12 protein-coding genes and 1 pseudogene are annotated in these 13,242 nt (G+C 65.1%); 4 read left to right on the top strand and 9 right to left on the bottom strand.

The annotated features are described in order from the left end of the window. Positions 1 to 45: 45 nt before the first annotated feature. A complete protein-coding gene (locus AC628_RS07045; protein WP_074126005.1) occupies positions 46 to 918 on the bottom strand; it encodes a phytanoyl-CoA dioxygenase family protein in 873 nt (290 codons plus the stop codon). 97 nt (positions 919 to 1,015) lie between these two features. Here AC628_RS07045 and AC628_RS07040 point away from each other — a divergent pair, with 97 nt between their 5' ends. Then, on the top strand, positions 1,016 to 2,026 hold the full coding sequence (locus tag AC628_RS07040) for a LacI family DNA-binding transcriptional regulator (RefSeq protein WP_074126004.1): 1,011 nt from the start codon (positions 1,016 to 1,018) through the stop codon (positions 2,024 to 2,026). A gap of 62 nt (positions 2,027 to 2,088) precedes the next feature. Here AC628_RS07040 and AC628_RS07035 read toward each other — a convergent pair whose 3' ends face one another. The 8 genes and pseudogenes from AC628_RS07035 to AC628_RS07005 form a co-directional block, all read right to left on the bottom strand. Continuing rightward, positions 2,089 to 2,622: an NADH-quinone oxidoreductase subunit B family protein gene (locus AC628_RS07035; protein WP_074126003.1), complete on the bottom strand. Its 534-nt coding sequence runs from the start codon at positions 2,620 to 2,622 to the stop codon at positions 2,089 to 2,091. A gap of 12 nt (positions 2,623 to 2,634) precedes the next feature. After that, positions 2,635 to 4,146: a hydrogenase large subunit gene (locus tag AC628_RS07030; protein ID WP_074126002.1), complete on the bottom strand. Its 1,512-nt coding sequence runs from the start codon at positions 4,144 to 4,146 to the stop codon at positions 2,635 to 2,637. 18 nt (positions 4,147 to 4,164) lie between these two features. Next, positions 4,165 to 5,613, bottom strand: a complete 1,449-nt coding sequence (locus AC628_RS07025) for a hydrogenase 4 subunit F (protein ID WP_074126055.1) — start codon at positions 5,611 to 5,613, stop codon at positions 4,165 to 4,167. Between the two features lie 9 nt (positions 5,614 to 5,622). Further along, positions 5,623 to 6,273: pseudogene (locus AC628_RS43775) on the bottom strand (hydrogenase-4 component E); the annotation flags it as partial. Next, entirely contained in the window at positions 6,273 to 7,229 is a 957-nt protein-coding gene (locus AC628_RS07020; RefSeq protein ID WP_074126001.1) for a respiratory chain complex I subunit 1 family protein, read from the bottom strand. The pseudogene AC628_RS43775 and the gene AC628_RS07020, both read right to left, overlap by 1 nt. Then, entirely contained in the window at positions 7,220 to 9,235 is a 2,016-nt protein-coding gene (gene hyfB, locus AC628_RS07015; RefSeq protein ID WP_502689540.1) for a hydrogenase 4 subunit B, read from the bottom strand. The genes AC628_RS07020 and hyfB overlap by 10 nt, the downstream gene beginning before the upstream one ends. Then, on the bottom strand, positions 9,232 to 9,504 hold the full coding sequence (locus tag AC628_RS07010; protein WP_074126000.1) for a helix-turn-helix domain-containing protein: 273 nt from the start codon (positions 9,502 to 9,504) through the stop codon (positions 9,232 to 9,234). The genes hyfB and AC628_RS07010 overlap by 4 nt, the downstream gene beginning before the upstream one ends. A gap of 161 nt (positions 9,505 to 9,665) precedes the next feature. Next, a complete protein-coding gene (locus tag AC628_RS07005) occupies positions 9,666 to 10,565 on the bottom strand; it encodes a CHAD domain-containing protein (protein WP_245321075.1) in 900 nt (299 codons plus the stop codon). A gap of 303 nt (positions 10,566 to 10,868) precedes the next feature. Here AC628_RS07005 and AC628_RS07000 point away from each other — a divergent pair, with 303 nt between their 5' ends. The 3 genes from AC628_RS07000 (at position 10,869) to AC628_RS06990 (ending at position 13,216) form a co-directional block, all read left to right on the top strand. Then, positions 10,869 to 11,303, top strand: coding sequence for a MarR family winged helix-turn-helix transcriptional regulator (locus AC628_RS07000; RefSeq protein WP_074125998.1), 435 nt, complete (start codon positions 10,869 to 10,871; stop codon positions 11,301 to 11,303). A gap of 143 nt (positions 11,304 to 11,446) precedes the next feature. Continuing rightward, positions 11,447 to 12,214 (top strand): enoyl-CoA hydratase-related protein, encoded by a 768-nt coding sequence (locus tag AC628_RS06995; protein ID WP_074125997.1) that lies wholly within the window; start codon positions 11,447 to 11,449, stop codon positions 12,212 to 12,214. A 111-nt stretch (positions 12,215 to 12,325) separates the two neighbouring features. Further along, complete coding sequence (locus AC628_RS06990; RefSeq protein ID WP_074125996.1) at positions 12,326 to 13,216, top strand: aldose 1-epimerase family protein; 891 nt, start codon at positions 12,326 to 12,328, stop codon at positions 13,214 to 13,216. Positions 13,217 to 13,242: the final 26 nt, after the last annotated feature.

Raw genomic sequence — 13,242 nt, 5'->3', positions numbered from 1 at the left:
AAAGCAGCAATGCCCGCGGCGTGGCCGCGGGCATTGTCGTCGTCCTCAGGCAGCGCGCGTGAAGTAGGATTTCTTCGACGCCGACTGGGTCTCGTAGATCGATCCCTGCCGTTTGGCCGGCGGCAGCGGCATCCGCACCGGCACGTCGGTGAGCCGCGGTGCGACCACCGGCGGACCCGCCAGCAGGCGGCTGTTGAACTCGTCAAAGTCCTTCACACCCATCAGCGGCCAGGCGTCGCTGGCAGCGACTTCATAGAGCAGCAGGTTGCGCGGCCGGTTCGATGTATTGGTCGCCGAGCCGTGCAGCGCGCGGACATGGTGGAATGACATGCTGCCGGCCTTGCCCATGCAGGGCACCGCGCGCTTGATGTCGTCCTGGATCTGGTCCGGATCGATCAAGCCGGCGAAGTGGCCGTCCTCGCCGTGATGATCCCACATCGTGGCGCCGGTGTGCGTACCCGGCGTCACCAGCATCGGTCCGTTCTCGATATCGCAATCGTCGAGCAGCACGCCGATCGCGAGAATGTCGTCATTGGTGTGCGGATAGAACGCCCAGTCCTGATGCCACTCGACGGGCGAGCCGTATTGCGCCGACTTCATGTTCAGCTTGGAGCCGTGCAGGCGGAGGCCGGGGCCGATCAGCTTGGTCAGGATCGAGATCACGGCGGGGCTGCGGACGATCTCGTCGAAGATCGGGTGCACCTTGTGCGGCGCCTTGATGCGGCGGACGCGCGGGGTCTCCGGCGTATGGCCCGGTTCGAGGTCGTAGACATCGGTGTGCTCGCTCACACTGGCGGCGCCAGCCACCAGCTCTGCGAGCACCGTGCGCACCTTCCCCAGCGTCTCCTGGTTGAGCACCTCGGGGACCACGATCACCCCGTCGCGCTTGTAAGCCTGGGCCTGCTCGTCCGAAATCATGCTGTTTCTCCCTTTTTGCTCTATGTTAGCGCTAACATGAGGCGATGCTAGCGCTAACATCATGGCTTGGCAACCCGGAATCGTGCAGGGTCGGGCCATGAGCTCCGAACTGACCGAACCCGGGACCGGCCCGACCGGTGCCGCGCCCACCCTTTCAGAGGTGGCCAAGCGCGCCGGCGTCTCCTCGATCACGGTGAGCCGGGTGGTGCGGATGCCCGACCTGGTCGCCCCGGAGACCCGGGCGCGGGTCGAGCAGGCGATGCGCGACCTCGGCTATATCCCGAACCTCGTGGCGGGCGCGCTGGCGAGCGCGCGAACCAATTCGGTCGGCGTGCTGGTGCCGACCATCGCCAACTCGATCTTCGCCGACACGGTGCAGGGCCTGTCCGACAAGCTCGAGCCGCTCGGCTTTTCCGTGATCCTGGCGCAGTCGCGCTACGACGCGGTGCGCGAGGACCGCATGCTGGCGGCGCTGCTGTCCCGGCGGCCGGAGGCGATCATCATGGTCGGTTCGCCGGCAACGGAGGAGGGCAGCCGGCTGCTGCGCAATGCGCGGATCCCGATCGTCGAGACCTGGGATCTGCCGGCAAATCCGATCGATGCGGTCGCCGGCTTCGACAATTACAAGGCCGGTGTCGCTGTCGCGAAACATCTGGTTGCGCAAGGACGCAAGCAACTTGCCTTCATCGGCGGCGACGATCCGCGCGGCACGCGCCGCTGGTTCGGCCTCAGGGACGAGGCGCTGGCCAGCGGTCTCGCTGAGCCGCGAAGATTGATCCTGGACCGCAAGGACTCCGGCAGCGTGGCGGCACATGCGCGTCTGCCTGATGTCGACGCCGTGTTCGCCGCCAATGACGCGCATGCGATCGGCTTCATGTCCGGGCTGCGCAAGGCCGGGCTGCTGCGCGACGGCCCTGCATCTGCGCAACCGGTCGCCGTGATCGGCCTCGGCGATCTCGAAATGGGCCGGCTGATCTCGCCGACATTGAGCACGATCAGCGTGCACGGCGATGCGATCGGCCGCACCGCGGCGACATTGACGCTGGAGCGCGGCGGCGAGCGCCGCATCGATCTCGGCTTCGAGCTGGTGCTGCGCGACAGCGGCTAAAGCATGATCCGGAAAAGTGCGTAGCGGTTTTCCGAGAAGATCATGCTTAAGAGCGCGATCCCTCACCTTGCCGTGTCGCCAGCGTCCACCTCCTCGAGCAAGCTGAGAAGACCACGCAGGATCGTCATCGGAGGTGGAGGACATCCCGGAATGTGGAGATCGACCGGGACAACCGCGGAAACCCCGCTCACCACCGCGTAGCTGCCGGCAAAGCAACCGCCGTCCCTGGCGCAATCGCCCGCCGCGACAACCCATTTCGGATCGGGCGTTGCACTGTAGGTTCGCTCCAGCGCCTCGCGCATGTTCTTCGTCACCGGACCCGTGACGAGCAGGACATCGGCGTGACGGGGTGACGCGACAAACCGGATTCCAAATCGCTCGACGTCATAATACGGATTGCTCAGCGCGTGAATTTCCAGCTCGCATCCGTTGCACGAGCCGGCATCAACCTCGCGGATCGACAGGCTGCGGCCGAGGCGGCGCCTTGCGGTGCGGCCGACCGTGGCCGCGAGCTCCGCGATCGCGGCGTCGTCCGGACGCGGCGCCTGCTCGGTCAATGGCTGGCGAAACAGGCTCTGCAGCAGAAGTTTGCGCATCGCGTCCGGTCCTCAGAGGTCGTGCCCTGAATAGGAGCAGTTGAACGACTTGTTGCACAGCGGGAAGTCCGCCACGATGTTGCCTTCGATGGCCGCCTCGAGCAGGGGCCATTGAAACCATGACGGATCGCGCAGATGACATCGTTCGATCCGGCCATCGCTCAGGCGCAGCCATGCCAGGATGTCTCCCCGGAAACCTTCGACGAGCGCGATGCCTTCGCAAGGCTCCGGCGCGATCTGCAACGGCACCTTGATTGGGCCGGCCTCGAGTGCATCGAGGATCTGGCCTGCCAGCGACAGGCTCTGCTCGACCTCGCGGATCCGGATCCAGACGCGGGCGTTCACGTCGCCGTCGTCGAGTGTGGGCACATCGAAGCGCAGGCCGTTATAGGGGTGATAGCCGGGGCTGCGGCGGGCATCGTAGGTGCGGCCACTGGCGCGTCCGACATAGCCGCCGGCGGCGAATTGACGTGCGAGCGCCGCGGTGACGATGCCGGTTCCGACGGTTCGGTCCTGCAACGATGCCGTGTTGTCATAGAGCTCGACCAGCGATGGAAAATGCCGGCGGATCTGTTCGAGCGCGGCCCGGATTGCGGTCGAACCATCGGCCGTGATGTCGCGAGCCAGGCCACCGGGAACGACGATGTCGCGCATCAGGCGGTGGCCGAAGGCAGCGTCAGCCGCGCGCAGCACGCGCTCGCGCATCACGCCGCAATGCGCGTGCATCAGCGCGAAGGACGCATCGTTGCAGATCGCGCCGATGTCGCCGAGATGGTTGGCCAGCCGCTCGAGCTCAGCCATCAGCGCACGCAGCAGGAGCGCGCGGGGCGGCACGGCAATCTGTATCGCGGCCTCGACGGCTTGCGCGAACGCCAGCGCGTAGGCGACCGTGCTGTCGCCGGACACCCGGCCGGCCAGCCGCGCGGCCTGCTCGACGGTGCTTCCCGCCATCAACCCTTCGACGCCCTTATGGGTGTAGCCGAGCCGCTGCTCGAGGCGAACCACGGTCTCGCCGCTGGCGGTGAAGCGGAAATGTCCGGGTTCGATGATGCCGGCATGCACGGGGCCGACCGCAATCTGGTGCAGGCTGTCACCTTCGGCCGGAAGGAACGGATAAGGCGCTGGATCCGGTGCTGCATCGAGACGTTCGCCCAGCGGTGCCTGCATTTGCCAGCGACCATGATCGAGCCAGGGGCGGCTGTCCGGCGTCTCGATGGCCACGAGTCCGAACAGGTCGTGGATGGTGCGCTCTGGTCGAAGCGCCGGGCGATGGCGGGCAGCGACGGAAGGGTAGCGGCGATCGGGGCAATCCAGACTGATCACACCAATATCGGAGGTGCGGTTGTCAAGGAGCGCCATATGCACGCGCGACGGCTCGCCCCACAGTCCGAGCAAGCTCAGGCTGCCATCCGCAAGGGCGCTGGCGGCGGAGCGCCAGGTGCCGCCGTCCACGCTGACGCGCCGCCATGGGTTGTGCCGTTCAACCCTGCGGCCTGCCCGGATCAGATCGATCAATGCCGGCATGTCTCGTTCTCCCTCGCGCTAGCCCAGGAGGTTGGCGACGTGCTGGAACCAGACGACGAGCGGTCCCGGAAGATAGATGCCCGCAGTCAGCACCAGCGCGAAATGCGCGAACATCGGCAAATAGGACGCTTCGGCCGGCGCCGCACTGCCGCGCGGCTCGCCGAACGCAAGGCTCGTCAGGCGCAGCACGAGCGCGCCGAAGGCGAGCAGCAGGCCGAACACCAGCGGGATCGCGAGCAGCGGCTGGCGCGCGAAGGTCGAGCTGACGATGAGAAACTCGCTCATGAAGATGCCGAGCGGCGGCAGACCGGCGATTGCGACCACGCCGATCACAAGGCCCCAACCGAGTGCGGGATGGGTTTCAGTCAGGCCGCGAATATTGGCGATCCGCTGCGTGCCCTTCACCTGGGCAATGTGACCGACCGCGTAGAAGATCCCCGATTTGGTCAGGCTGTGCATCACCATGTGCAGCAGGCCGGCGAAGTTGGCGAGCGGGCCGCCCATCCCGAACGCAAACACGATGATGCCCATATGCTCGATCGAGGAATAGGCGAACAGTCGTTTGATGTCGCGGCGGCGGTAAAGCATGAAGGCCGCGAACAGCAACGAGGTCAGCCCCATCGTCACCATCAGCGGACCCGGCGATATTGCGTCCGGATTGGCGGCAAGCAGGATCTTGAAGCGGAGCACCGCGTAGAGCGCAACGTTGAGCAGCAGGCCGGACAGCACGGCAGAGATCGGGGTCGGGCCCTCGGCATGCGCATCCGGCAGCCAGGCGTGCAACGGCGCGAGGCCGACCTTCGTCCCGTATCCGAGCAGCAGGAAGATGAAGGCGACGTTGAGCAATGCCGGATCGAATGCCGCGGCGCGGCTGACCAACACCGTCCAGACCATCGCGTCCTGCCCCTCGCCGGTGACCGGCAGCGCGGCCATGTAGACCAGGATGGTACCAAACAGCGCGAGCGCGATGCCGACGCTGCCAAGGATGAAATACTTCCAGGCAGCCTCCAGCGCCGCGTGGGTCCGGTAGATGCCGACCATCAAGACGGTGGTGAGCGTGGCGATCTCGATCGCGACCCACATCAGGCCGATATTGTTCGACACGAATGCGAGGTTCATGCCGAACATCATGACCTGATACATGGCATGGTAGAATCGCAGATAACGCGGCGTCAGTCGCTCGGTCTCGAGTTCATGGGCAATGTAGCTCGCGCTGAACACGCTCGTGGTTAGCCCGACGAAGGTGTTGAGCACGATGAAGACGATGTTGAGATCGTCGACCAGCAGATACTGGCCGGGTTGCGGGCGGGCGATCACGAGCAGCGAAAGCGCGGCCAGGAAGGTGCTGAAGCTGGCAAGGATATTGAGCCCCGCGGTCAGCCGATAGCCGGGCAGCGCCGCCAGCACCGCTGCGGCGCAGATCGGTATCAAGAGAATCCAGGCAACGGCATCCGACGCCGCGTTCATCGCCGCTCCCCCCCTGAACTCATCGAGCGCGCCGACATCGACGGTGTCGAAGCGCTCCCGGATCCGGAACAGGAACACGCCGATGACGATGAACGCGATCAGGATCGAGAAGGCCACGCTGATTTCCACGACCAGCGGCATGCCCTTGGCGCCGGTCGCGGCCAGCACCAATCCGTTTTCCAGCGACATGAAGCCGACGACCTGACTGACGGCGTTGCGCCGCGTCACCATGACGAGCAGTCCCAGCAGCACCACCGACAGCGCGAAGGCGAGGTCTTCCCTCGCCAGCGGATCGGCCGCGCCGGTCACCCGCAGCATCAGTACCATCGAGAGGGCGACGAGCCCCATGCCGGCCAGCATGGTCGGGCCGATACCCACTGCGGTCTCGATATCGCGATGAATGCCGAGCTGCTTGACGATCCGATGCAGCGCCACCGGGATGATGATCGCCTTGAACACCAGCGCGATGACCGCGGTCACGTAGAGATGCGGTGCGTTCTGGATGAATGCCTGCCAGGCGACGGAGAGCGCGAGCACCACGGCATGGGCTGCGAAGATGTTCAGCAACGCATACAGGCGGTCCTGATACAGCATCATGAAGCTGATCAGCACGAGCCCGCCGGCGAGCAGATGAGCAATGTCGAAGGCGAGGTTGTGCATCAGAAGCCTCGCGACACGAACCGGAGAAGCGTACCGAGCAGGCCGAGCATGAGCGCGGCGCCGAGGAACTCGGGAACACGGAAAACCCGCACCTTCGCTGTCGCGGTCTCGAACACTGCAAGCAGGAAGCTTGCGATCAGGAGCTTGAGGATGTAGGCGGCGACGCTCACGAGGTACGACAGCGGGCCTGCGCCTTCGGTGGTGATCTGCCAGGGAAAGAACACGCAGATGATCAGGGAGACGTAGAGCTGGAGCTTGAGAAAGGCGCCGAACTCGATCATGGCAAGGTGACGCCCGGAGTATTCCAGGATCATCGCCTCGTGCACCATGGTCAGCTCCAGATGCGTCGCCGGGTTGTCGATCGGAATGCGGGCGTTTTCGGCGAGCGCCACCATGATGAGGGCAATCATCGCCATGCCGAGCGATACGCGCAGGCCCACTTCGGATGACGCCATGAAGGTCGCGACCGTCGACAGCTGGGTCGAGCCGGCAATCAGCGCGACGCAGAACACCATCAACAGCATGGCCGGTTCGGCCAGGGCGGCGATCATCACCTCGCGGCTGGAGCCGATGCCGCCGAAGCTGGTGCCGACATCCATGCCCGCAAGCGCGAGGAAGAAGCGCGCGCTGCCGAGCAGGGCGACGATCGCGATCAGGTCGGCGCTCCAGTTGAATTCAAGGCCGGTCGCAAACGTCGGGACCAGCGCCGCAGCAACCCAGATGGCAGCGAATGTCACATAGGGCGTGACACGGAACAGCCAGGACGCGTTTTCGGCGAGAACGACTTCCTTGCGCAGCAGCCGCAGCAGATCGCGGTACGGCTGGAGGATCGATGGTCCTTTGCGGCGTAGCAGGCGAGCCTTCATCTTGCGCACGACGCCGGTCAGGAGCGGCGCGAGCAGCAGAACAAGCGTCATCTGGCCCAGTTGAACGAGGATGTCCGAGATCACGACCATATCGCGAGTGCCAGCAGCAATGTGACGAGGGTTGCGAAGACCAAGCTGAGATAGCGGCGGATGGTGAGGAACTGGAGCTGGTTCAGCCGATCGGCAAAGAACCACACTGTTTCAGTCACCGGCGTGTAGAGCCGCTCCCAGACCGGATCGTGCATGTCGATCCTGAGGCGGGCCGGCCGCAGGTCGCCCGGCGGCGGCATGTCGACGTGTTCGCGGGCCTGGAAGATCAACGTGCCGAACACGCGGCGGATCGGCTGGACGAAGCTTACTCCGGAATATTGCGCCGCCGGAGCCGGATCGGCAAAGCCGCAACCCCAGGCGGGCCCGCGCCTGATCGCGCGCGATGCAAAGCGATGGATGAAATACACGGCAAGCGATGCCGCAGCCGTGATGAAGATGAAGACGAGCAATCCGTTGTAGGAGCTGCGGCTCTCCTCGATCGGAACGATCGAAAGCCAGGCGTCGCTCGCCTGCACCGGCATGCGGTGACCGATCACAGCCGTTGCGACGGGCGAGAGCGCGTCGATCACCAGGCCCGGCAGGATTCCGGCGAGGAAGCACAGTGCAGCGAGGCCAAACATCGCGGCGAGGCAATAGCGATCGACCTCGGCGGCGGTCTCAGCGGCCGTGCTTCGCGCGCGGCCGAGGAAGGTGATCCCGAAGGCCTTGACGAAGCACGCGGCCGCGAGCGCCGCCGCCAGCGCCAGCAACGCGCCGACCGCGGGCACCATGATCTTCAGCATCCATTGTGGCAGATCGGGGCTTTGCAGGACCGCCTGAAACATCAGCCATTCCGATACGAACCCGTTGAACGGCGGAAGCGCCGAGATCGCAACGCAGCCGACGAGAAAGACGAAGCTCGTAAGCGGCATGCGGTGGATCAGACCGCCCAGTTTCTCCATGTCGCGTTCGCCGGTGGCGGTCAGCACCGCACCGGCGCCGAAGAACAGCAGGCTCTTGAAGAACGAATGGTTGAGGACATGGAACAGCGCGGCTGTGAAGGCGAGGGCCGCCGCCAGGCCGTAGCCATTCGCCTGAAACGCCAATGCGAGGCCGAGGCTCGCGAAGACGACGCCGATATTCTCGATCGTGCTGTAGGCGAGCAGGCGCTTGAGATCCTTCTCCATCAGCGCATACAGGATCCCCATCACCGCGGTCACTCCGCCGAGGATGAGAACGACGACACCTGCCGACCAGCTCGGCGGTCCGAGCAGATCGAACACGACCCGGATGAATCCGTAGACCGCAACCTTCGTCATCACGCCGCTCATCAGCGCAGAGACATGGCTCGGGGCCGCGGGGTGAGCGAGCGGCAGCCACACATGCAGCGGGACCAGGCCGGCCTTCGACCCGGCGCCGAGCAGCATCAGCGCAAGCACCAGCGCGGCTTCGGACGGCGTGTGCTGGATGGCGCGCATGGCCGCAAAACTGTAGCTGCCGCCGGCTCCCGACAGCAGGCCAAACGCAAGCAGCAGGGCCAGGGTCCCGAAACTTGCCATCACGAGATAGACGTAGCCCGCGCGCGCATTGTCTGCTTCACGATGGTGCGACATCACGAGCGCCCACGACGCGAGCGACATGAATTCCCAGCACAGCAGATAGGTGAACGCGTCGTCGGCAAGCACAACGAGGTTCATCCCGGCCAGGAACGCCGGAAAGAACGGCAGGACGCGGTGCGGCGTCGTTTCGTGGCTGCCGTAGCCGAGCCCATACAGGCTTGCGGCCGCACCGCCGAGATTGACCACCGCGAGAAAGAATGCGGCGAGCGCATCGAGACGGAAATGCGAGCCCAGCCAGGGCAGGCCGACCGGCAATATCAGTTCGGTCGCATTGCTGTGGGCGATCAGCGCGTGCAGCGCCTCGGCCAGCGCGATCGCCGAGATCGCGAAGGTCGCGCCGTAGACGACGGCTGTCGATCGGCGTGATCGGCTGGTGGCAATCGCGAGAACGGTCGTCGCCAGCAGCGCGGCTACACACCAGAGCTGCTGGACGACCGTTGAGATCACGTCTGCACCTTCGGCGAGCCTGATCCGGCCTTCAATCGCACGCCGCGGCCGCCGCCGCTGCTGACGGCGCCCTCGCTGATGACCTCGACGCCGGCCGCACCGAGCGCGTCGATCAGTTTCACCAGCGAGTCGACATTGCCTCGAATGGTGCCCTCGCTTGCTTCCATGCGCTGGATGGTCGGCACGGACAGCCCGGACAGCTCGGCGAGCTGCCGCTGGTCGATGCCAAGCAAGGCTCTTGCAGCCCGAAGCTGCGCTGCAGTGATCATCGATCGGGCCGTCGGTTGGGAGTCGAGTCTAGTTGAATGTCATTTATGCATATTAAGTAGTCATGTTACAAGTCCAATAAATGATGTTTTATACATCATTATGTGCAAGACCGCTTGGCGCGATCGATGCCGCGTGCCGGCAAGAATCCGCTGCTGGGTGCTCAGTCGGAGATCTTTCGATAGACGGCTGCGGCGCGGCGCAGCAGCTGGCTCTTGCGCTTTCGCTCGTGCACGCGCTGGTGCTTGGCCTTGCGCTGCTGGGCGCACTGCGCGAGCGCATCGGCACTTTCGAGCAGTGCGCGACGCACCTCGTCATCGTTCAGCTCGCCGAGCAGCTGCTGTCCCTTGCGCAGATGCTTCAGCACGTTCCGCCACGATGCGTAGACATCGGCAGGCAAGCCGCCCTCCGAGAACTCGATGGCGTAGCGCAGCCGCTTGCTGGCGAGCCGGACGCGGTGGCGCTTGTTCTTGCCCATGCCTTGCAGCCCGCGGCTCCTGTGGCACAGTTTGCCATGCCACCGCGCCAGCCGGCGGGCGTGAAATACTGCGACCGGCACCGCCCGCCGCTGCGCGGCGCGGCGGTTCTGCCGCGTGGTCCAGGGGCCGCTGCCGACCCAGTCCCACATGCCGTCGAACCATTGCCAGTATCGGTCGCTTTGCAACGCCTCCTTGAGGGCGTCGAACGCGTCGGTTCGCGCCGTCTGGAGCGTGCGCTCCTCGGGCAAGCCCTTGCTGTTGGCGATCGCGACGTCGAGATCGCGCGTCGCGCCGAGATGGGCGCTCAGCCATTTCAGTTCGGATTTCAGTCGCGTCCATTCGCTGTCGGCCACCATCGGGCCGTAGAAGGCGACCGCCGCCTTCAGCCGCGTCAGCGCGATCCGGGTCTGGTGCAGCGCGGCGGAGTTGCCGGAGCTCAGGGCCTCGTGATTGGTCGCGACTTCCTCGAGACATTCGGACAGGATCAGGCGAAACGCGGTCTCACAACGCATGGCCTGGCTGAGGTGGCGCGGCCGCTTCGGGCGGGCAACGCGTTCCCGGTCCGGACTAGCCGCTGACGTCATGGCACTCCCGTGGCGCTGCCGGAGCCGCGACGCAAAGCGCCGCTCCTGGATCGAAGATTTCCCGTTTGGTCGATGCCGATCAAGGGTTTTCTGCCGATGGCGGCACTGCGGTGATCCGGCACTGCAATCAAAATGTCGCAATCAACCTGGCCGGGCGGTCTCATTCCAATCGACATGTTGGCTCGCTCCGGTGGGGGCGTCGGTGCATCGAGGCCGCCGCGCGACAACGGATTTCGACCAATCGCCAGATATTTCGTTCGCGAAATATATTGATATTTCGTACGCGAAATATATAACGGCGGGATGAGAGCGGAACACCGGCTGATCTTTCTCCTGACCGTGGCCTATCGACGGCTGCAACGCGCCATCGATCAGGAGACGGCCGCACACGATCTGACGTCGGCCCAGACGGGCGTGCTGTTCTTCCTCGGCCGCAATGACGGCGCGCTGATCGGCGATGTCTCGCAGGCGCTCGACATCGTGCCGTCGGCGATGACCGGGCTCGCCGACCGGATGGAACGTGCGGGCCTCGTGAAACGCCGGCGCGACGGTGAGGACGGGCGCAGCCAGCGGCTCCATCTGACCGCGGCGGGGCAGGAGCTCGGCAAGCGCGCCGCGACGCGGACCAGGGTGATCAACAACCGCCTGATGGACGGGTTCTCGGAAGCCGAGATCGACGTGGTCTCGCGCTGGCTGACCAGCCTGCAAGAGAAGTTTCCGAAGGACAAAGATGGTTAGAGCATGATCCGGAAAAGTGCCAAGCGGTTTTCCGAAAAGATCATGCTCAAATCAAAGGACCGGTTAGAGCGTTTTCAAGCGAAGCGGGTACCGGTTCGCGTGAAGAAAGCGCGTCAAACGAGTAGCAATCAAAGGAGTGAGACATGAGTGATGTGGTCGTAGCGCTGGACGGTGGCGTTCTCACCGTGACGATGGCGCGTCCGGACAAGAAGAACGCGATCACCAACGCGATGTATGGCGCGATGGCCGACGCGCTCGAGCGCGCGGAAGGCGATTCCGCTGTACGCGCCGTGCTGTTGCAGGGCGACGGCGATAGCTTCACCGCAGGCAACGATCTCGCCGATTTCGCCGCGGTGTCGCGCGGCGTGCAGGGCGAGCGTCACGTGACGCGCTTCCTTAGCTGTCTTGCCAAGGCGACGCGGCCGCTGGTTGCCGCCGTGCAGGGCAATGCGGTCGGCATCGGCACCACCATGCTGCTGCATTGCGACCTCGTCTATCTCGCGCCGACCGCGCGGCTGATCACGCCGTTCGTCAACCTGGCGCTGGTGCCGGAGGCGGCCTCGACCTACCTGCTGCCGCAGCGGATCGGCTATGCGCGCGCCTATGCGATGTTCGCGCTCGGCGAGCCCGTCGAGGCGGAGACTGCGGTCTCGATCGGCCTGGCCAATGCAGTGGTGCCGCTCGCGGATCTCCGCGCCAAGGCACGCGCTGCTGCCGACGCATTGGTGAAGCGCCCGTTCGGCTCGCTGCAGCACACCAAGGCGTTGATGCGCGATCCCGCTGGGATCAGCGCGCAAATGGCGCGCGAGGGCAAGATCTTCCAGGAGCGGCTAATGAGCGCCGAAGCGCGCGAGGCCTTCGCCGCCTTCGCCGAACGGCGCCAGCCGGATTTCTCCAAGATCACTGGCTAGGCTTGGACGTGGGGCCGCCACGCGCGGGCGGCCCTATCGCTTTGGGGTTGACGGCCTCGCCGGCATCGAACATCTCGTGTCAGGGCACAGCGCAACCCGGCGAGGCGAAGCATGAGCGACAGTCACACGCTGCGCGGCGATGGAATCGCCGCGACCATCCTGGCCCAGGGCGCCGAATTGTCGTCGCTCAGGAATGCCGAAGGCACGGAACTGGTGTGGCAGGCCGGGCCGCAATGGCCGCGCCATGCGCCGATCCTATTCCCGATCGTCGGCCGGTTGAAAAGCGACACGCTTCTCCACAACGGTAGGGCCTATCCGATGACCCAGCACGGCTTTGCGCGGGACCGTCGCTTTGCCTGGCTGGAGCAGGGGCCGCGATCCTGCAAGCTAGCGCTGTCAGACGATGCGGAAACGCGGGCGCGCTATCCTTTCGCGTTCAGGCTAGAGGTGACCTACGCCGTTGATGGCGCCGATCTCGAGGTCGGCTTCGAGATCATCAACACCGGCGACGAGATGCTGCCGGCCTCGCTCGGCGGTCATCCCGCGTTCAATTGGCCGCTGGTGCCGGGGCTTCCGAAGGAGGCTTACACGCTGACCTTCGGCAAGACTGAACCCGCGCCGATCCGGCGGTTGAAGGATGGATTGATGCGGCCGCAGCCTGAACCCAATCCGGTCAATGGCAGAACGCTTGCGCTGTTGGAGGAGCTGTTCGATGACGACGCGATGGTCTTCGATAAGATTGCAAGTACATCGATCCTCTTCACGGCGACACTGGGCCCGGCAGCAGCCACGCAAGGCCCGGCGATCGAAATTTCCTGGCGCGGCTTCCGCGAGCTTGGCGTCTGGTCGAAGGTTGGCGGGGCTCCGTTCCTTTGCATCGAACCATGGTACGGTTTTGCCAGTCCGGCGCAGTTCGATGGCGAGTTTGCCGACAAGCCCGGCCTGATGCACATCGCGCCGGGCGCGCGCCGTTCGCTGAGCTACCGGATTCGCGTGAGCTGACGAGACGACATCGCTTGCGTGATCAG

Origin of the sequence: Bradyrhizobium sp. NAS96.2 (assembly GCF_001908235.1) — a bacterium.
Classification (GTDB): Bacteria; Pseudomonadota; Alphaproteobacteria; order Rhizobiales; family Xanthobacteraceae; genus Bradyrhizobium.
The sequence above is the reverse complement of the archived record's forward strand: the minus strand, read 5'-3'. Positions and strand labels throughout refer to the sequence as shown.

Coding starts and splice junctions, on each gene's coding strand:
- AC628_RS07045 (WP_074126005.1), bottom strand. CDS start 918: ATGATTTCGGACGAGCAGGCCCAGGCTTACAAGCGCGACGGGGTGATC.
- AC628_RS07040 (WP_074126004.1), top strand. CDS start 1,016: ATGAGCTCCGAACTGACCGAACCCGGGACCGGCCCGACCGGTGCCGCG.
- AC628_RS07035 (WP_074126003.1), bottom strand. CDS start 2,622: ATGCGCAAACTTCTGCTGCAGAGCCTGTTTCGCCAGCCATTGACCGAG.
- AC628_RS07030 (WP_074126002.1), bottom strand. CDS start 4,146: ATGCCGGCATTGATCGATCTGATCCGGGCAGGCCGCAGGGTTGAACGG.
- AC628_RS07025 (WP_074126055.1), bottom strand. CDS start 5,613: ATGAACGCGGCGTCGGATGCCGTTGCCTGGATTCTCTTGATACCGATC.
- AC628_RS07020 (WP_074126001.1), bottom strand. CDS start 7,229: ATGGTCGTGATCTCGGACATCCTCGTTCAACTGGGCCAGATGACGCTT.
- AC628_RS07010 (WP_074126000.1), bottom strand. CDS start 9,504: ATGATCACTGCAGCGCAGCTTCGGGCTGCAAGAGCCTTGCTTGGCATC.
- AC628_RS07005 (WP_245321075.1), bottom strand. CDS start 10,565: ATGACGTCAGCGGCTAGTCCGGACCGGGAACGCGTTGCCCGCCCGAAG.
- AC628_RS07000 (WP_074125998.1), top strand. CDS start 10,869: ATGAGAGCGGAACACCGGCTGATCTTTCTCCTGACCGTGGCCTATCGA.
- AC628_RS06995 (WP_074125997.1), top strand. CDS start 11,447: ATGAGTGATGTGGTCGTAGCGCTGGACGGTGGCGTTCTCACCGTGACG.
- AC628_RS06990 (WP_074125996.1), top strand. CDS start 12,326: ATGAGCGACAGTCACACGCTGCGCGGCGATGGAATCGCCGCGACCATC.